The sequence below is a fragment of the Sphingopyxis sp. P1IMeth2 genome (assembly GCF_900185685.1).
GTDB classification, from domain to species: domain Bacteria; phylum Pseudomonadota; class Alphaproteobacteria; order Sphingomonadales; family Sphingomonadaceae; genus Sphingopyxis; species Sphingopyxis terrae_A.
The window spans coordinates 754,070-771,775 of sequence record NZ_FYAT01000001.1; the positions used below are offsets into that span (position 1 = coordinate 754,070).

14 protein-coding genes are annotated in these 17,706 nt (G+C 66.8%); 9 read left to right on the forward strand and 5 right to left on the reverse strand.

What is annotated here, in order from left to right; translation table 11 throughout:
• The first annotated feature begins 11 nt into the window (after positions 1-11).
• From rplT to P1IM2_RS03555, 6 genes are all read left to right on the forward strand, one after another.
• Complete coding sequence (gene rplT / locus P1IM2_RS03530; RefSeq protein ID WP_062901371.1) at positions 12-377, forward strand: 50S ribosomal protein L20; 366 nt, start codon at positions 12-14, stop codon at positions 375-377.
• 326 nt (positions 378-703) lie between these two features.
• Positions 704-1,606, forward strand: a complete 903-nt coding sequence (locus tag P1IM2_RS03535; protein WP_186401451.1) for a helix-turn-helix domain-containing protein — start codon at positions 704-706, stop codon at positions 1,604-1,606.
• 159 nt (positions 1,607-1,765) lie between these two features.
• Positions 1,766-2,860, forward strand: a complete 1,095-nt coding sequence (gene pheS, locus P1IM2_RS03540; protein WP_062901372.1) for a phenylalanine--tRNA ligase subunit alpha — start codon at positions 1,766-1,768, stop codon at positions 2,858-2,860.
• Positions 2,857-5,238: a phenylalanine--tRNA ligase subunit beta gene (gene pheT, locus P1IM2_RS03545; protein WP_186401452.1), complete on the forward strand. Its 2,382-nt coding sequence runs from the start codon at positions 2,857-2,859 to the stop codon at positions 5,236-5,238. The genes pheS and pheT overlap by 4 nt, the downstream gene beginning before the upstream one ends.
• A gap of 29 nt (positions 5,239-5,267) precedes the next feature.
• Positions 5,268-6,230: an alpha/beta hydrolase gene (locus P1IM2_RS03550; RefSeq protein WP_186401453.1), complete on the forward strand. Its 963-nt coding sequence runs from the start codon at positions 5,268-5,270 to the stop codon at positions 6,228-6,230.
• Positions 6,227-6,646, forward strand: coding sequence for a GFA family protein (locus tag P1IM2_RS03555; protein ID WP_186401454.1), 420 nt, complete (start codon positions 6,227-6,229; stop codon positions 6,644-6,646). The genes P1IM2_RS03550 and P1IM2_RS03555 overlap by 4 nt, the downstream gene beginning before the upstream one ends.
• Positions 6,647-6,648: 2 nt before the next feature.
• On the opposite strand, the gene P1IM2_RS03560 is transcribed toward P1IM2_RS03555, so the two are convergent.
• Positions 6,649-9,405, reverse strand: a complete 2,757-nt coding sequence (locus P1IM2_RS03560) for a [protein-PII] uridylyltransferase (RefSeq protein ID WP_062901376.1) — start codon at positions 9,403-9,405, stop codon at positions 6,649-6,651.
• Positions 9,402-12,062 (reverse strand): DNA mismatch repair protein MutS, encoded by a 2,661-nt coding sequence (mutS, locus tag P1IM2_RS03565; protein WP_062901377.1) that lies wholly within the window; start codon positions 12,060-12,062, stop codon positions 9,402-9,404. Before mutS ends, P1IM2_RS03560 begins: the two co-directional genes overlap by 4 nt.
• 132 nt (positions 12,063-12,194) lie before the next feature.
• On the opposite strand from mutS, the gene P1IM2_RS03570 reads away from it, so the two are divergent.
• Complete coding sequence (locus tag P1IM2_RS03570; RefSeq protein ID WP_186401455.1) at positions 12,195-14,459, forward strand: NADP-dependent malic enzyme; 2,265 nt, start codon at positions 12,195-12,197, stop codon at positions 14,457-14,459.
• 70 nt (positions 14,460-14,529) lie between these two features.
• Here P1IM2_RS03570 and P1IM2_RS03575 read toward each other — a convergent pair whose 3' ends face one another.
• Positions 14,530-15,018: an outer membrane protein assembly factor BamE gene (locus P1IM2_RS03575; protein WP_062901379.1), complete on the reverse strand. Its 489-nt coding sequence runs from the start codon at positions 15,016-15,018 to the stop codon at positions 14,530-14,532.
• Positions 15,019-15,189: 171 nt separating this feature from the next.
• Between P1IM2_RS03575 and P1IM2_RS03580 the strand changes: the two genes are divergently transcribed.
• Positions 15,190-15,720 carry a ubiquinol-cytochrome C chaperone family protein gene (locus P1IM2_RS03580; protein ID WP_062901380.1) on the forward strand — a complete coding sequence of 177 codons (531 nt, stop codon included), beginning with the start codon at positions 15,190-15,192 and terminating at the stop codon, positions 15,718-15,720.
• Positions 15,717-16,244, forward strand: a complete 528-nt coding sequence (locus tag P1IM2_RS03585) for a YceD family protein (RefSeq protein WP_186401456.1) — start codon at positions 15,717-15,719, stop codon at positions 16,242-16,244. Before P1IM2_RS03580 ends, P1IM2_RS03585 begins: the two co-directional genes overlap by 4 nt.
• Before the next feature lie 15 nt (positions 16,245-16,259).
• On the opposite strand, the gene P1IM2_RS03590 is transcribed toward P1IM2_RS03585, so the two are convergent.
• Positions 16,260-16,982, reverse strand: coding sequence for a hypothetical protein (locus P1IM2_RS03590; protein ID WP_186401457.1), 723 nt, complete (start codon positions 16,980-16,982; stop codon positions 16,260-16,262).
• 48 nt (positions 16,983-17,030) lie between these two features.
• Entirely contained in the window at positions 17,031-17,693 is a 663-nt protein-coding gene (locus tag P1IM2_RS03595; RefSeq protein ID WP_186401458.1) for an adenylate kinase, read from the reverse strand.
• Positions 17,694-17,706: the final 13 nt, after the last annotated feature.

The following is a 17,706-nucleotide window of genomic DNA, read 5'->3' on the forward strand; positions in this document are numbered from 1 at the left end:
GCGCCTGAACCATGTCCCGTATCAAACGCGGCACCACCACGCGCGCCAAGCACAACCGCATTCTGGCGCAGGCGAAGGGCTATTACGGCCGTCGCAAGAACACCATCCGCGTCGCCAAGCAGGCGGTCGAGAAGGCCGGCCAGTACGCCTATCGCGACCGCAAGGTGAAGAAGCGGAACTTCCGCGCCCTGTGGATCCAGCGCATCAACGCTGCGGTTCGCGCCGAAGGCCTGACCTATTCGCAGTTCATGCACGGCGTTAAGCTTGCCGGTATCGAACTCGACCGCAAGGTCATGGCCGATCTCGCGATGAACGAAGGCGGTGTCTTCACCGCCATCATCGCGCAGGCGAAGGCGGCGCTGCCCAAGGCCGCCTGAGGCCGCCGGCACCGACGAGACAAAGGGGCGGTCCCGCAAGGGGCCGCCCTTTTTCGTGCGCGGCTAACGGCGGGGGGAACAGGATTTCCAAAGAGAGACGGCGCGGAGCCCGCAAGCTCCGCGCCGTCTCGACGATGACCCGAATGGATGCATCGCCCCCCTCCCTCCGTACCGAATAGCCGTGGGTCGCAGATAAGCTGACGGCCGGTGGAAGTATCCCTGTGCAGCGAGATATGGCGCCGCATCACCGGGAAAAATTGTAAAAATCCGACAGGCGGACCGCCTAGCCTGTTGTTTTTTTTCGCCTCGCTTTGCAGGGTGGCGCCATGCCGGGGACCAGGGCGAACCAGAAGCTGCCGCAAGATGTGCGCGTCGCCACGCGCTTTTTTCCCGTGTCAGAGGCCCTGCGCCCCTATTGCAGCATCATCTACCACATCGAGGTCGAAGCCCCGGCGAGCGTACGCATCGACGATTATCTGCACCCCGAATGGGCCAATCTGCGTTTTATCGCCGGAAGTGTACTGCTCGCGTCGGTCGGCAGCGATGCGCCGAGCGCCACCGCGCCCTTCATAGCGACAGGTCCGACAAGCCGCGCGACCTTCTTTTCGTGCGGCGCGATGCGGGCCTGGGGGATTGGCATTTTGCCTACAGGTTGGGCGAAATTCTTCGACATTCCGGCCGATTCGATGGCCGATCGCTTTTGCGACGGCGCGGCGCACCCCGCCTTCGCGGCGCTCGCCCCCCTGCTCGACGAACTTGCCGCTATTGAGGATCTTGAAGTTGGCGCGGCGCTGATCGACGCGCGCTTTGCCGCCATGCTTGCGAGCGCGCCGCGCGACGATCCCGCGATCGCCGCCGCCTATGCCGCGCTTATGGATGACGATCTTGGCAGTGTGGCCGATCTGGCGAACAAGCTGGGAATGTCCGAACGCTCGGTCGAGCGGCTCAGCCAGCGCGCCTTCGGCTTTTCGCCGAAGCTGCTGCTGCGCCGCCAGCGCTTCCTGCGCAGCCTTGCCCGCTTCATGCTCGACCCCTCGATGGCGTGGATCGATACGCTCGATTATCACTATTACGATCAGGCGCAGTTCACCCGCGACTTCAAGGCTTTCATGGGCATCGGCCCGCGCGACTATGCGGCGCGGCCCAAACCCATCCTCGGCGCCGCCGCGATGGCGCGCGCCGCCGCCGCAGGTGCGGCGGTTCAGGGACTGCACAAGCCCGCAGGCTGAACCGCCTGCCCCCGCGCTTCGGGGTTGACCCGCGCGCGTCCTTCGGTGCAAGCGGCGACGGGGCAATGGCAGGCTTTGCGCCGCCGCAGGCCGGACAGAAACAGGCTAAAGACGGTCGCGCGCGAACCGGTGCGCGGCCGCCGCAGGACGAAAAAGACGATGAGCGATTATCAGGCCATGCAGGCCAAGCTGGTGGCCGAGATCGACGCCGCCGCCGACCTTGACGCGGTTGAGGCGCTGCGCGTCGCGGCGCTTGGCAAGGCGGGCAGCGTGTCGGCCCTGCTCAAGACGCTGGGCGGCATGACCCCCGACGAACGCCAGACGCAGGGGCCGCAGATCCACGCGCTGCGCGAAGCCGTCACCAACGCGCTCGCCGCGCGCAAGGTCGCGCTCGAAGGCGCGGCGCTCGAGGCGAAGCTCGCCGCCGAGCGTCTCGACATGACGCTGCCTGCCGACGCCGCCCCCAAAGGCAGCGTCCATCCGGTTAGCCAGGTCATGGACGAAATCGCCGAAATATTCGCCGACATGGGCTTTGCGGTCGCGACGGGGCCCGAGATCGAGGACGACTGGCGCAATTTCACCGCACTCAACATCCCCGAAACGCACCCCGCGCGCGCGATGCATGACACCTTCTATTTCCCCGACAAGGATGCCGAAGGCCGCGCGATGCTGCTGCGCACCCACACCTCGCCGGTGCAGGTCCGCACGATGATGAGCCAGGAGCCGCCGATCCGCATCATCGCGCCCGGCCGCGTCTATCGCAGCGACAGCGACGCCACGCACACGCCGATGTTCCATCAGGTCGAAGGGCTGGTGATCGATCGCAATATCCATATGGGCCATCTCAAATGGACGCTCGAAACCTTCCTGAAGGCCTTTTTCGAACGCGACGACATCGTCCTGCGGCTGCGCCCCTCCTATTTTCCCTTCACCGAACCCTCGGCCGAGGTCGATGTCGGTTACCGCCAGGAAAAGGGGCGGCGGATCGTCGGCGGGCACGGCGATGACGACGGCCATGCGTGGATGGAATTGCTCGGCAGCGGCATGGTCAACCGCCGTGTCCTTGCCAATTGCGGCCTCGATCCCGACGCGTGGCAGGGTTTCGCCTTCGGCATCGGTATCGACCGGCTCGCAATGCTCAAATATGGCATGGACGATCTGCGCGCCTTCTTCGACGGCGACCTGCGCTGGCTATCGCACTACGGGTTCGGCGCGCTGAATGTACCGACTCTGAGCGGGGGGATTTCGGCATGAAGATCACCCTCGAATGGCTGAAGGCGCATCTCGAAACCGATGCGACCGTCGACGATGTCGTCGCGGCGCTCAACCGCATCGGGCTCGAAGTCGAGGGCGTCGAGAATCCCGCCGAGAAGCTCACGGGCTTTCGCGTCGCCAAGGTGCTGACCGCCGAACGGCACCCCCAGGCCGACAAGCTGCAGGTGCTGACGGTCGATCCCGGCGACGGCGCCCCGCTCCAGGTCGTGTGCGGTGCACCCAACGCCCGCGCGGGACTGGTCGGTGTGCTCGGGCTGCCCGGCGCGGTGGTGCCGGCAAACGGCATGGAGCTCAAGATCTCGGCGATCCGCGGCGTCACGTCGAACGGCATGATGTGTTCGACGCGCGAACTCGAACTCGGCGACGATCATGACGGCATTATCGAATTGCCCGCAGACGCGCCGGTCGGCACCGCCTTCGCCGATTATTCGGGCGCAGCCGATCCGGTGATCGACATTTCGGTCACCCCCAACCGGCAGGATTGCATGGGCGTGCGCGGCATCGCGCGCGACCTCGCCGCCGCCGGGCTCGGCACGCTGAAGCCGCTCGACGTCCCCGTCATCGCGGGCGAAGACGCCCCGGCCACCGCGATCCGTACCGACGACACCGAAGGCTGCCCGGCCTTTTTCGGTCGCACGATCAGCGGCGTCGCCAATGGCGCCGCTCCTGAATGGATGCGGCGGCGGCTCGAAGCGGTGGGGCAGCGTTCGATTTCGGCGCTGGTCGACATCACCAACTACGTGATGCTCGACCTCGGCCGGCCGAGCCATGTTTACGATCGCGCAACGCTGAACGGCGCGCTCGTTGCGCGCCGCGCGCGCGATGGCGAAACGGTGACAGCGCTCAACGGCAAGGACTATGTGCTGACCGACAGCATGACCGTGATCGGCGACGACAGCGGCGTCCACGACATCGCCGGTATCATGGGCGGCGAGCATAGCGGGTGCAGCGAAACGACGACCGACGTGTTGCTCGAGGTCGCTTATTTCACGCCCGAGCGGATCGCGCTGACCGGGCAGGCGCTCGGCCTCACCAGCGATGCGCGCAGCCGGTTCGAACGCGGCGTCGATCCCGCATTCCTCGACGATGCGACCGCGATCATCACCGGATATATCCTCGATATCTGTGGTGGCACGGCCTCGAGGGTAACGCGCGCGGGCGAGCCGCCGATCGAGGCGAAGACGATCGCCTATGATCCCGCGCTGTCGGCGACGCTCGGCGGGATCGCGATCGACCCGGCGCGGCAGCGCGCGATCCTTGAGGCTCTGGGCTTCGGCGTCACCGAAGGCACGCCTTGGCAGATTGCGGTGCCGAGCTGGCGCCGCGACATGGATGCCGCGCCCGACGTGGTCGAGGAAGTGACGCGGATCGCGGGTTTCGACGCCATCGCATCGGTCGCCCTGCCCCGCGCCGACGGCGTCGCCCGGCCGACCGCAACCCCCGAGCAGCTGATCGAACGGCGCCTGCGCCGGGGCGCAGCGGCGGCGGGATTCCACGAGGCGGTGACCTGGTCCTTCGTCTCCGAACGCGAAGCGGCGCCCTTCGGCGGCGGCACCTGGACGCTCGCCAATCCGATCAGCGAGGATCTGAAGGTCATGCGGCCGTCGTTGCTGCCCGGGCTGCTTGCCGCCACGGCGCGCAATCAGAACCGCGGCGCCGACAGCATCCGTCTGTTCGAGATCGGGCGGCGCTATCTGGCCGATGCCGAGCATCCGACGCTCGCGCTGCTGATGGCCGGCGACAAGCATCCGCGCGGCTGGCAGGCGGGCAAGGCCGCGCCGTTCGACGCTTTCGACGCCAAGGCGGCTGCGCTCGCCCTGCTCGATGCGGCGGGTGCCCCTGCCGACCGTCTGCAGGTGATGGAGCCGGTCGCCGATGGTGCGATCTGGCATCCCGGGCAGTCGGCAACGCTACGACTGGGGCCGAAGGCGGTGCTCGCCGAATTCGGTGCGCTGCACCCCGCCCTCGCCAAGCATTTCGATGTCGACGGGCCGGTGATGGCGGTGCAGATTTTCCTAGATGCGATTCCGGCGAAGCGTGCGAACGGCCCGGCGCGTGCGGCCTTCACGCCGCCCGCGCTGCAATCGGTGCGCCGCGATTTCGCCTTCCTCGCGCCCGAAACGCTGGCCGCGGGCGATCTCGTCCGCGCGGTCAAGGGCGCCGACAAGGCGAGCATCATCGATGCGCGGCTGTTCGACCGTTTCGCCGGCCAGGGCGTCCCCGACGGACAGGTCAGCCTGGCGGTCGAGGTCGCGTTGCAACCGCAGGACAAGAGCTTCACCGACGCCGAGCTGAAGACGATCGCCGACAAGGTGGTCGCTGCCGCGGCAAAGCTGGGCGCGGTGCTGCGCGGATAGGCCGGCGACGGCAGAAGGGAAAAAGGATCATGGATACGCGCCACCTGGTCGATCGCGAGCTTCAGCCTCTCATCGACCTGTTCGGACGCGTCGACCTCGACGCCGCGCCGATCGCAGAGATTCGCGCCAAGGCGGCCGAAACCTATGCGATCCTGCCGCCGCCGGTCATCGCGCCCGAAGAGCTGCTTATCCCGTCGATCCATGGCGGGCCGGACATGCTGGCCTTCCTCTTCCGCCCGGCACAGGCGCGCGCCGGCGCGGGTGCGATCCTGCATATCCACGGCGGCGGCATGGTGATGGGATCGGTGCGGCAGATGCAGGCCGGACCGGCGGCGCTTGCCGCGGCCGCGGGCGTGCCGGTGCTCTCGGTCGAATATCGGCTCGCGCCCGAAAATCCCTTCCCGGCGCCGCAGGAGGATTGCCATTCGGCGCTCGTCTGGCTCGCCGCACAGGCCGATGCCCTTGGCTTCGATGCGCAGCGCATCGTCGTTGCAGGCGAAAGCGCGGGCGGCGGCCTCGCCGCGGCTCTGGCGATCATGGCGCGCGACCTCGGCGGGCCAGCGCTTGCCGGGCAATTGCTGACCTATCCGATGCTCGATCACCGGACGGGAGGCGACGCCTGCCCCTATCGCAATCCGGTCACGGGCGAATTCATCTGGACGCGCGCAAGCAATCGTTTCGGATGGAGCGCGCTGCGCGGCGCCTACGCGGCCGACGACGAGCGGCGCGGCTGGTTTTCACCGAGCCTCGCCGACGATCTTTCCGGCCTGCCGCCTGCCTATATCGCGACCGGCAGCCTCGACCTCTTCTTCGACGAAAATCTCGACTACGCCCAGCGTCTCGCTGCGGCGGGGGTGCCGGTCGAGCTGCACAGCTATGCCGGCGCCATCCACGCCTTCAACGCAATCCCGACCGCCGCCATCAGCCAGCGCTTCACCGCGGGGCTGCTCGCCGCCGCCGCCGCGATGACGGCGCCTCCGGCCGCAGGATGACCGGGCGGGTCGCCACCTGCCACTGCGGCTTGCTGCAGCTTCGATGCAGCGGCGATCCGATCAAGATTTCGATGTGCCATTGCCGCGATTGCCAGCGGCGAACCGGTTCGCTGTTCAGCGTCGCCGCCTTTTTCCCGCGCGAAGCGGTGACCGTCGCCGCCGGTTCGGCGCAGCGCTTCCGCCGGCCTTCGGCGAGCGGTCATGACGTGACCTTTCATTTCTGCGCCGATTGCGGATCGAACCTGTGGTGGGAACCCGACCGGATGCCGCACCTCTCCGGCGTCGCAGTCGGCGCCTTTGCCGACCCGGATTTTCCGATGCCCGAACAGGCCGTCTGGTGCGACGATCGCCATGCGTGGCTCGACCTGCCGCCAGCGGTTGCTGCGCACGCACGCAATCCGGTGAAACGCGCCTGAGGTCAGGCCGCCACCGCCTCCTCGCTGCGGCTCGCCGCGGCTTCGAGCAGGCGCTTTTCGAGCGACTTCACGCGCGCTGCGCTGTCGATCTTGTCGCCAATGAGATCGGTGACGTAAAAGGTGTCGACGGCACGCTCGCCATAGGTCGCGACATGCGCGCTGTGCACCGTGACCTTCGACTGGAAGAGCGCATAGGCGAGCTGGTTCAATAGCGCCGGGCGGTCCTGCGCATTGACCTCGATCACCGTAAACCGGTTGGAAGCCTTGTTGTCGATGAAGACATTGGGCGCGATACGAAAGGCTTCGGCGCGGGTCCGCGGCAGCGCCCGCGCCTCGAGCTTGGGCAGCAATTTATGCCGGTTGGCGAGCGCGTCCTCGATCGCGCGGGTCAGCCGGACGATCTGTTCGGCCTCGGCAAAGGGGCGGCCGAGCGGATCCTGGACCAGGAAATTGTCGAGCGCCAGCCCGTCGCGCGTCGTGTGGATGCGCGCATCGATGATGTTGCCGCCCGCAAGGTGGATACCGCCCGCGATGCGATAGAACAGACCCGGATGGTCGGCAGCGAGCACCATCACCAGCGTCGCGCCGCGATCGTCGTCGGGCACTGCCGCGATATGGAGCGGCGCTCCCGACGACTTCTGGATATGGATCAAATTGGCCGCGATCACCTCGACCGGCTCGGCAATCCAGTAGCTTTCGGGCAGGCGCTTGGCGAGCTTCCCGAAATCCTTGTCGCCCATCTGGAGCAGCGCCTGCGCCTCCTCCTTCTTGGTGGCGATCCGTACCTCGCGGCCGCGCTGCTTGTGGCCAAGCCGCAGCACTTCCTCGGCGGCATCGTATAATTCGGTGAGCAATTGCCGCTTCCAGCTGTTCCAGACCCCCGGGCCCACCGCGCGAATATCGACAACCGTGAGGACGAGCAGAAGGCGAAGCCGCTCGGGGCTCTGTACGAGCTGCGCAAAGTCGAGGATCGTCTTGAAGTCGGCAAGGTCGCGCTTGAAGGCGGTCGCCGACATGAGCAGGTGGTGGCGGACAAGCCATGACACGGTCTCGGTTTCAGCCTCGTTCAGCCCGAGCCGCGGACAGACGCGCAGCGCCAGTTCGGCGCCCAGCACGCTATGGTCGCCGCCGCGTCCCTTCGCGATATCGTGGAGCAGTACCGCGACATAGATAACGCGCCGCGAGTGGATCTGGTCCATGATCGCGGTCGACAGCGGATGATCGTCCTTCAACCGATTCTGTTCGATGTCGGACAACAGGCCGATCGCGCGGATCGTATGCTCGTCGACCGTATAATGGTGATACATGTCGAACTGCATCTGCGCGACGACGCGGCCGAAGTCGGGAACGAAGCGGCCGAAGACCCCGGCCTCGTTCATCCAGCGCAGCACCGTTTCGGGGTCGCGCGGGCTGGTCAACACGTCGAGGAACAGCGCATTGGCGCGCGCGATCCGCCGCACCTTGCCGTCGATCATTTTCGCATCGTGGCGGGCCTGGCGCATCGCCTGCGGGTGGATCTCGAGCCCATATTTGTCGGCGAGCTGAAATATCTCGAGCAGGCGGACCGGATCTTCGCGGAAATAGTCGTCCGACGGCAGCGCAAGCCGGCCGCGATCGAGGACGAAGCCGTTGAGCCGGCCTGGCCGCCGCCGCAGCGTCGGCAGAAAGCGCCGCCCGCGCGCCGCGAGTTGCTCGTCGAGATGCGCGAGAAAGGTGCCCGTCAAATCGCCAACGCTCTTCGCGTGGAGAAAATAGAGCTGCATGAAGCGTTCGACCGGGCTTTTGCCCGGCCGGTCGGCAAACTGCATCCGCGCGGCGATCTCGCGCTGGAAATCGAAGGTCAGCCGGTCCTCGGCGCGTCCGGCGAGGATATGAAGGTGGCAGCGTACCGCGAGCAGGAAATTTTCGGCGCGCGAGAACTGCCGCAGTTCGCGCGCACTGAGCAGCCCCGCGTCGACGAGCTCGGGCACGGTGCGAACGCGGTGGATGAACTTGCCGATCCAGAACAGGGTGTGCAGGTCGCGCAGCCCGCCCTTCCCTTCCTTCACATTGGGCTCGACGACATAGCGCGAATCGCCCATGCGCTTGTGCCGCTCGTCGCGCTCGGCGAGTTTTTCGGCGACGAAGGCGCGGGCATTGCCCGCCATCACCTCGGCATCGAAGCGCGCCGCCGCCTGATCGTAAAGCGCCCGCTCGCCCCAGATGAAGCGCGCCTCGAGCAGCGCGGTGCGGATCGTCAGATCGTCCTTCGCGGTGCGCACCATCTCATCGAGCGAACGCGACGAATGCCCCACCTTCAGGCCCAGATCCCACAGCGTGTAGAGTTGTGCCTCGATGACCTGCTCGGTCCAGCTCGTCTGCTTGAACGGGGTAAGAAAGCCGATGTCGACGTCGCTGAACGGTGCCATTTCGGCGCGGCCATAGCCGCCGACCGCGATCACCGTAATCCGTTCGCCCGCCGACCGATTGCTTGCGGGATAGAGATAATCGACGGTGAAATCATAGGAAAGGCGAACGATCTGGTCGATCAGAAAGGCCGTCGCCTGCGCCGCGACGCGTCCCGAAGACGGGTGGTCGAGCAGGCGCCGGGCGATCTCTGCGCGGCCCTCTTCCAAGGCCTCCTTCAGCAACGCGACCATCGCGCCGCGGCGCTTGCCGGCATCGGCGGTCTCGGCGGCGATGGCATCGAGCCGGTCGGCGAGCAGGCGCCGGTCGATGATCGCGCGGCGGTGGGGAAGGTCGCTGAAAATGTCGCTCATCCTTCCTCCGCCACGATCTGCTTGAGCCGATAGAGCGCTTCGAGCGCGGCGCGCGGCGCGAGCGCGTCGGGGTCGATCCCGGCGAGCGCCTCGCGCAGCGCGTCCTTTGCCGCTGCGGGCGCTTCGGCGAGAGACGCTGCGAACAGCGGCAGATCGTCGAGCCCTGCCGCCAATCCGCCGGTTGCCTCACGTCCCGCTTCGAGCTTGGCGAGCACCGCCTCGGCGCGCCTCACAACGCCGGCGGGGACTCCGGCAAGCCGCGCGACCGCCAGACCGTAGCTCCGGTCGGCAGGCCCCTCGGCCACCTCGTGCAGCAGGACGAGGTCGCCCTGCCATTCGCGCGCGCGAACATGGTGGAGGGAAAGCGCGTTCAGCGTTTCGGCAAGCCGCGTCAGCTCGTGATAATGGGTTGCGAACAGACAGCGGCACCGATTGACCTCGTGCACCGCCTCGACCACCGACCAGGCGAGTGCGAGCCCGTCATAGGTCGAGGTGCCGCGCCCGACCTCGTCGAGGATCACGAAGCTTTGCGGGGTCGCCTGCGCGAGGATCGCGGCGGTCTCGACCATCTCGACCATGAAGGTCGATCGCCCCCGCGCCAGATTGTCGCTCGCCCCCACGCGGCTGAACAGCCGATCGACCAGCCCGAGGGTTGCGGCGCCTGCCGGCACGAAGGCGCCCGCCTGCGCGAGCACGACAATCAAAGCGTTCTGGCGCAGGAAGGTCGATTTACCGCCCATATTGGGGCCGGTGACAAGCCATAGCCGGTCGGCTTCGGACAGCGATACATCATTGGGGACGAAATGCTCGCCGCTCTTCGCCAGCGCCGCCTCGACCACAGGATGTCGCCCGCCCGTCACGTCGAGGCACGGTTCGTCAGCGATGTCCGGCCGGCACCAATCGTGGCTCATGGCATGATCAGCGAGCGCCGCGGCGACGTCGATTCGCGCGAGCACGTCGCAGCTCGCGGCGATCGCTTCGCGGCGCTGGGTCGCGGCTTCGGTCAGCGCTTCGAGATGCGCGGCTTCGGCTGCCGCCGCATGCACTCCCGCCTGGGTCACGCGCGCCGCCGCTTCGTGCAGATCCGACGAGTTGAAGCGAACGACGCCCGCCAGCGTTTGCCGATGGGTGAAACCCGATTCAGGCGCCATCAGCGCATCGGCGTGCCGCGCAGGCACTTCGACATGATATCCGAGCACGCCATTGTGACGGATCTTGAGCGCCGCGATGCCCGTACGTTCGCGATAGCCCGCCTCGAGCGCCGCAATCGCCTTGCGCCCGTCTCGCGCGGTTTCGCGCAGCGAATCGAGCGCGGCGTCATAGCCTTCGGCGATATAGCCGCCCTGCGCGGCATCAACCGGCGGGGTTTCGATCAGCGCGCGCGTCAGTTCATCGACCAGCGCGCCATGACCGTCGAGCCCCGGCAGCAGACGCGCGAGCAGCGGCGGCAGATCGGCGCGCAGCGCAAGCCGTTCGCGCAGGAGGCGTGCACCGCCGAGCGCGTCGCGAAGCTGCGCCAGATCGCGCGGCCCGCCGCGCCCAGCGACGAGGCGGCCGAGCGCGCGTCCTGCATCGGGCAGCGCGCGCAAGGCGGCGCGCAGATCGCCGCGCCACAAGGCATCGCGCGCCAGCGCATCGACGAGATCGAGCCGGTCGAGAATCGCGCCCTTGTCGGTGAGCGGGCTTGCAAGGTCGTCGGCAAGCAGCCGCGCGCCCGCCGCGGTCACGGTACGGTCGATCGTGCCAAGCAGGCTGCCGTCGCGCCCGCCCGCCATGGTACGGACCAGCTCCAGACTCTCGCGCGTCGCCGCGTCGATCGCCATCCGGTCGCCCGCGGCGTGCCGCACGGGCGGCTGCAGAAAGACCGCCCCGCCGGTGCCGACATGGTCGAGATAGGCGGCGATCGCGCCCATGGCGGCGATTTCACCGCGCGAAAAATTGCCGAAGCCGTCGAGCGTCTGCACCCCGAACAACGTCTCGAGCCGTTTCTGCCCTGCGCCACTCGCGAACTCGGCGGCGGGGCGGCGAACGATCTGGCGCGCCGCCGAGGGCGGCTGTTCGTCCGCCGCTTCGCTGATCAGCAGTTCGGACGGGGCCAGCCGCGCCAGTTCGGCATCGACCGCTTCGCGCCGCACCGCGACGACCTCGAACCGCCCGGTCGAGATGTCGGCGGCGGCGATGGCGATCAGCCCTTCGCTGCCGACCTCGGCAAGCGCTGCAAGCCGGTTCGCGCTGCGCCCTTCGAGCAGCGCCTCTTCGGTCAGCGTGCCCGCCGTGACGAAGCGCACGATGTCGCGCGCGACAAGCGCCTTCGATCCGCCACGCGCCTTGGCCTCGGCGGGGGTTTCGACCTGTTCGGCGATCGCGACGCGATGGCCGGCGCGGATCAGGCGGGCGAGATAGGATTCGGCCGAATGGACGGGGACGCCGCACATCGGCACCGGCTCGCCGCCATGTTCGCCGCGCGCGGTCAGCGCGATGTCGAGCGTCGAGGCCGCTGCCTTGGCATCGTCAAAAAACAGTTCGAAGAAATCGCCCATGCGGTAGAAGAGCAGACAATCGCCGGCCTTTTCCTTGAGCGACCAATATTGCGCCATCATCGGCGTCGCGGCGGGAGGGGCCTTGCTGTTGCTGTTGGCGGGAGCGGGAACGGACATCCGCCCCTGCTTAGTGATTGGGGCTCGCATGGCAAGGCGCGCGCGCCAGAAACACGGGGTTCCATTTCGCCAAGCCGACGCTAGGGAATGGGCTCGGACGCGCATCCTGATAATCGAAGTAGGGGATAAAGAATGGACGGCGGCAGCAAGGTGCAATTTTCGGACCGCGAGGCCCTGCTCTATCATAGCTATGGGCGGCCGGGGAAAATCGAGATCGTCGCGTCGAAGCCGATGGCAACGCAGCGCGACCTCAGCCTCGCCTATTCGCCGGGCGTCGCGGTGCCGGTGAATGCAATCGCCGAGGATCCGGCCAAGGCCTATGACTATACCGCCAAGGGCAATCTTGTCGCCGTCATCTCGAACGGCACGGCGATTCTGGGTCTCGGCAATCTCGGCGCGCTTGCCTCGAAGCCGGTGATGGAAGGCAAGGCGGTGCTGTTCAAGCGCTTCGCCGACGTCGATTCGATCGACCTTGAGCTCAAGACCGAAGATCCCCAGGCGTTCATCGACGCGGTCGAACTGCTCGAGCCAAGCTTCGGCGGCATCAACCTCGAGGACATTGCGGCCCCCAACTGCTTTATCATCGAGGCGGCGCTCAAGGAAAAGATGAACATCCCGGTGTTCCATGACGACCAGCATGGCACCGCGATCATCACCGCCGCCGGCCTGATCAACGCCTGTCATCTGACCGGGCGCGATCTGGCCGACATCAAGGTTGTCGTCAACGGCGCCGGCGCCGCGGCCATCGCCTGCACCGCGCTGATCAAGGCGATGGGCGTGCGGCACGAAAATGTCATCATGTGCGATCGCAAGGGCACCATCTACCAGGGCCGCACCGAAGGAATGGACCAGTGGAAATCGGCCCACGCCGTGCCGACCGAAGCGCGCGACCTGACCGAAGCGCTTCGCGGCGCGGACGTCTTCCTCGGCCTGTCGGCGGCGGGCGCGCTCAAGCCCGAGATGGTGAAGGACATGGCGCCCGCGCCGATCATTTTCGCGATGGCAAACCCCGACCCCGAAATCTCGCCGCCCGATGCCCGTGCGGCGCGCCCTGACGCGATCATCGCAACGGGGCGTTCGGACTATCCCAACCAGGTCAACAATGTGCTGTGCTTCCCCTTCATCTTCCGCGGCGCGCTCGACGTGCGCGCGACCGCGATCAACGAAGAGATGAAGATCGCCGCCGCCTATGCGATTGCCGATCTCGCGCGCCAGCAGGTACCCGAGGAAGTGGCCGCAGCCTATGGCGGCCGCGCGTCGAGCTTCGGCCCCGAATATATCATCCCCTCGCCCTTCGACCCGCGGCTGATGGAGATCGTCCCCGCGGCGGTCGCAAAAGCGGCGATGGAGACGGGCGTCGCGCAGCAGCCGATCGACGATCTGGAGGCGTATCGCACGCAGCTGCGCGCCCGGCTCAATCCGACCACCTCGGTCCTCACCCTCGCCTATGAAGCGGCGCGCGCCAATCCCAAGCGCGTCGTCTTTGCCGAGGGCGAGGAAGAAGTGGTGCTGCGCGCCGCGATCCAGTTCCGCGACGGCGGCTATGGCATTCCCGTCCTCGTCGGGCGCGAAGGCCTGCACAACAAACTGCGCGACATGGGCGTCGCCGACCCCGAAAGCTTCGAGGTTCATAACAGCGTCAATTCGCCGCACGTCCCCCAGATGGTCGAGATGCTCTATGAGCGGCTCCAGCGCCGCGGCTATCTGCGCCGTGACATCGAACGGATGGTCAACCGTGATCGCAACATCTTCGGCTCGCTGCTGCTAAAACTCGGCCTTGGCGATGCGATGATCACCGGCGTGACGCGCACCTATTCGCAGACGATGCGCGAAGTGCGGCGGGTGATCGACCCTGCCGAGGGCAAGACGGCGTTCGGCATTCACGTCCTCGTCGGACAGCATCACACCATCTTCATGGCCGACACGACGGTCAACGAACGCCCCTCGGCCGAAATGCTCGCGGACATCGCCGACCGCACGGCGCAGGTCGCACGCCGCATGGGTCACGAACCGCGCGTTGCCTTCTTGTCCTATTCGACCTTCGGCAACCCACCGGGATCGTGGCTCGACAATATCCGCGATGCCGTCCACATCCTCGACGGTCGCCAGCCGGCCTTCGAATATGAAGGCGAAATGTCGCCCGACGTCGCGCTGAATCCCCGCGTCATGGCCAATTATCCCTTCTGCCGTCTCTCGGGCCCCGCGAATGTTCTGGTCATGCCGGGGCTGCAGTCGGGCAATCTGTCGGCAAAGCTGCTGCGCGAACTCGGCGGCAGCGCGGTCATCGGACCGATGCTGATCGGGATGGAAAAGCCGGTACAGATTGCAACCATGGCGTCCACCGCCTCGGATCTGGTCACACTGGCGGTTCTGGCGGCGGGCGGCATCGCGGTCTGATCCAACGAAAAGCGGCGCTGATCCATCGATCAGCGCCGCCATTCATCTTCCGCAGATCGCGAACTGGGGCTTATTGGCCCTGTGCGCCGCCCCCGACACCCGGCGCGCCGACCGCGCCGATATTGCCGAAAATATCCTCGAAGAAGCTGCGATGACGGCCCAGCGTCGGCGTGCTGTCGCCGTTCGGGCTGATCTTGCTCACCTGTTCGAGCCCGGTGCGATCGACGCCGACGACATTGCCTGCGGGATCGAAGCTGACGCGCAGCACCTGCTGCGACACCGGCCGCGGGTGGGCGAAGGCGAGCTGGCGCGTTTCGCGAGACAGATAATAATATTCATTGTTTCCGAACTGACCGACGAAGGTCGGACGGCCGAGCGTCTTTTCCACCGACTCGCGGTTGTCGACGCCGGGGGTGATCGCCTGGGTCAGCACCGGATCGACGATATAGCCCTGACGCCCCTTGAGCTGGGCGCATCCCCCCGCCGACAGCGCAAGCGCGATCCCGGCAAGGATGAGGCCCGCGCGGCGGCCGGTAAGCGAGGCAATGGTTTTCGGCATCAATCGGTCTCCGTTGCGCGCGGCTCGCCGGACGGCGGCGCAGGCGCTGGCTTGTGCGCCTCTTAACCGCAAGCGGACGGGACGCACAAGCGGCTTATGCGGCCGCAAAGCTTGCTGCAGGCTGACCGGTGCCTCTTTTCCGCGACGCCGAATGGGCCTAAGCGGTGGGCTATGTTCTCGATCAGCAAATTCTTCCGATCCGCCCCCGATCCCCGCGAAGCACGGCGTCCGCTCTGGGACGCCGTCGTCGCGGCGGCGCGTGCGCCGCACTGGTATCTGGCGGGACAGGTTCCCGACACGCTCGACGGCCGCTTCGACATGGTCAGCCTGGTGCTGGCGCTCGTCCTCCATCGCATCGACGATGATCCCGACCAGGCGCTGGCGGGGGTTGAACTGACCGAATTATTCGTCGCCGACATGGATGGGCAGATGCGCCAGATCGGCTTTGGCGACATGGTGGTCGGCAAACAGGTCGGTCGCATGGTTGGAGCGCTGGGCGGACGGCTGGGAGCCTATCGCGCGCCCGACGGATCGGCGGCGCTGGAAGAAGCGCTGGTGCGCAATCTGTGGCGCGGCAAGGCGCCGCCCGCCGAAGGACTGGCGCATGTCATGGCAGCGGTCGCGGCCCTGCGCACAGGGCTTGCCGCGATGCCGGTTGCGGACCTGGTCGTCGCCGACCGCTTGCCCGGAGAGCCCGCATGACCAATCCCGAACTTTCGCACCTCGTCACCCTCGCCGACGCGATGCAGGGCCGCAAGGTCGCGCTCGACGCCGACGAAGCGACCCGCGCCGCGATCGCCAAGCGACTCGGCCTGATCGCGCTCGATCGCTTCGTCGTCGAGGCCGAGATGTTCGCCGTCGCCGGCGGGATCGCCGCAAGAGGCCGCATCACCGCCGACGTCGTGCAGGCGTGCGCCGCCACCGATCTCCCTGTCCCCGCGCACATCGCCGACCCCTTCGACCTGCGCTTCCTGCGCGACATCGGCGCCGACGCGAGCGAGGAAGAAGAGGTCGAGATCAGCGCGGACGATTGCGATGTCCTGCCGCTCGAAGGCGATCGCGTCGATATCGGCGAAGCCGCGGTGCAGACGCTGTCGCTGGCGCTCGAGCCCTTTCCGCGCCATCCCGATGCCGACCGCATCCTCGCCGAAAAGGGCGTGCTGACCGAAGAACAGGCCGGCCCCTTCGGCGCGCTCGCCCAGCTGCGCGACAAGGACGCTTCCTGACGTCGGCAGCGGGCTTCAGTCGCGCTTGGGCTCGTCCTTGACGAGATCAGCGACCGCGGCGTCGAGACCCGAATCAGCGGGTGCCGGCTCCTCCGCCGCGCCGTCCGCATCGGCATTGCTATCCGCCGGTTTGGCCGCTTCGTCCGCGCCTTCGTCGGACTTGTCCTCGGCCGGCTTGTCGCCGCGCGCGACCGGGAGCGATCCGCCGAGCGCGTTCGCGAGCCCGACCATCTGTTCGGCCAGCACCTTGTCGACGGCGGGAGCGATGTCGGCGACCTTGAAGCGCATATAGCCGCCGACGACATAGTCGAAGCGGATCGCACTGCCCGTCGGCGTCTTTTTGATCTGGATCGTCAGCGTCCCCGTGACCGCCTCGCCCTGCAGCGGCCCGAATGCGCCCGACAGGCGCATCATTTCGCCCGGCTTGGCGAAGATGATCCGCGCGTGTTGGACGCTGCCGACGCCCTGTCCTTCGTCGGGAAGCTTTTCGCAGAAGCAGCCACCAGCCTGCGAATCGAGCCAGAAATTGGCGGCATCGCCCGACCAGCTATGCTCTTTCGACCACCATTTGTCGGGCGTGCGGAGCATTTTCCACACGTCTTCGGGCGTCGCGGCGACCTGCGCCGTATGCGCGACGGTGAAACCGATGTCGCTCTGATCGATGACCTTGGACGCTGCCGGCGAGGCGATGCACGTCGCCGCGAACAGGAGCGCGCCGAAAGACGATTTCACATGCATGGATCATTCCCCCTTCGCCATCTTCATAGACGGCGCCAAGGGGGCTGACTAGCTGGCGTCGCTTCGCAGGATCGCTTCGATCGCATCGTTGACGACGTCGATCGCGGCCATGCCGTCGACCTTGCTGACGATGCCGCGCGCCTCGTAGATCGGAAGGATCGGTTCGGTCTTCGCGCGATATTCGGCCATGCGGGTGCGCACCGTTTCCTCATTGTCGTCGGGACGGCGCTTGAAATCATGGCTGCCGCACACGTCGCAGGTGCCTTCGACCTTCGGCAGCTTGTAGCGATTGTGATAGCCTTCGCCGCAATTTGCGCACGAAAAGCGTCCGGTGATCCGGTCGACGAGCGCGTCTTCGTCAACGACCAGTTCGACGACATGGTCGAGCTTGCGGCCGCGCACCGACAAGATGCCGTCGAGCGCCTCGGCCTGCGCCGCGGTGCGTGGATAGCCGTCGAAGATGACCGAGGTTTCGTTCCCGAGCTCGTCGAGCCGCTCGCCGATCAGGCCCGAGACGATTTCGTCCGAGACCAGTTCGCCCGCGTCCATCACTGCCTTGGCCTGCAGGCCGATCGGCGTTCCCGCCCTGACGGCTGCACGGAGCATATCACCGGTGGAAAGCTGGACCATCCCATGCTCTTCCACCAGACGCGAAGCCTGCGTTCCCTTGCCGGCTCCCGGCGGTCCAAGCAAAATGATGTTCAGCGTCATGACGCCCCCTGTT

Bases quoted from the DNA above. Each gene is read 5' to 3' on its own strand.
- mutS (WP_062901377.1), bottom strand. From the start codon at position 12,062: ATGTCCGTTCCCGCTCCCGCCAACAGCAACAGCAAGGCCCCTCCCGCC.
- P1IM2_RS03555 (WP_186401454.1), top strand. From the start codon at position 6,227: ATGACCGGGCGGGTCGCCACCTGCCACTGCGGCTTGCTGCAGCTTCGA.
- P1IM2_RS03550 (WP_186401453.1), top strand. From the start codon at position 5,268: ATGGATACGCGCCACCTGGTCGATCGCGAGCTTCAGCCTCTCATCGAC.
- rplT (WP_062901371.1), top strand. From the start codon at position 12: ATGTCCCGTATCAAACGCGGCACCACCACGCGCGCCAAGCACAACCGC.
- P1IM2_RS03585 (WP_186401456.1), top strand. From the start codon at position 15,717: ATGACCAATCCCGAACTTTCGCACCTCGTCACCCTCGCCGACGCGATG.
- P1IM2_RS03560 (WP_062901376.1), bottom strand. From the start codon at position 9,405: ATGAGCGACATTTTCAGCGACCTTCCCCACCGCCGCGCGATCATCGAC.
- P1IM2_RS03590 (WP_186401457.1), bottom strand. From the start codon at position 16,982: ATGCATGTGAAATCGTCTTTCGGCGCGCTCCTGTTCGCGGCGACGTGC.
- P1IM2_RS03595 (WP_186401458.1), bottom strand. From the start codon at position 17,693: ATGACGCTGAACATCATTTTGCTTGGACCGCCGGGAGCCGGCAAGGGA.
- P1IM2_RS03575 (WP_062901379.1), bottom strand. From the start codon at position 15,018: ATGCCGAAAACCATTGCCTCGCTTACCGGCCGCCGCGCGGGCCTCATC.
- pheT (WP_186401452.1), top strand. From the start codon at position 2,857: ATGAAGATCACCCTCGAATGGCTGAAGGCGCATCTCGAAACCGATGCG.
- P1IM2_RS03535 (WP_186401451.1), top strand. From the start codon at position 704: ATGCCGGGGACCAGGGCGAACCAGAAGCTGCCGCAAGATGTGCGCGTC.
- pheS (WP_062901372.1), top strand. From the start codon at position 1,766: ATGAGCGATTATCAGGCCATGCAGGCCAAGCTGGTGGCCGAGATCGAC.
- P1IM2_RS03570 (WP_186401455.1), top strand. From the start codon at position 12,195: ATGGACGGCGGCAGCAAGGTGCAATTTTCGGACCGCGAGGCCCTGCTC.
- P1IM2_RS03580 (WP_062901380.1), top strand. From the start codon at position 15,190: ATGTTCTCGATCAGCAAATTCTTCCGATCCGCCCCCGATCCCCGCGAA.